This window comes from Serratia sp. CoH_122_TC_1, from assembly GCF_058191755.1.
The window spans coordinates 1-232 of the sequence record NZ_JBXWLA010000087.1; the positions used below are offsets into that span (position 1 = coordinate 1).

Annotated in this window: 1 pseudogene; it reads right to left on the reverse strand. The window is 69.0% G+C overall.

The features are described 5' to 3' along the window. Window positions 1–232, reverse strand: a pseudogene (locus tag AC2FC2_RS27090) (electron transfer flavoprotein subunit alpha/FixB family protein); the annotation flags it as partial.

Below are 232 nucleotides of genomic sequence, written 5' to 3' on the forward strand. Positions count from 1 at the left end.
GTTCAGCGCAGTCGCTTCGACGTTTTCCGCCAGGCCTTCGGCCAGATGCGGCGCATCGGCCAGCAGCACCTTCGAAACGCCCGCGATCTTTGCCGCTGCATCGGCCGCCGCTTGCGCGTGGTGGCCCGCGACCAGCACGTGAACATCGCCGACGCCCACGGCATCGAGCGCCCGTGCCGCGGCCACCGCATTCAACGTCGCGGCCTTGATCGACACGTTGTCGTGCTCGGCC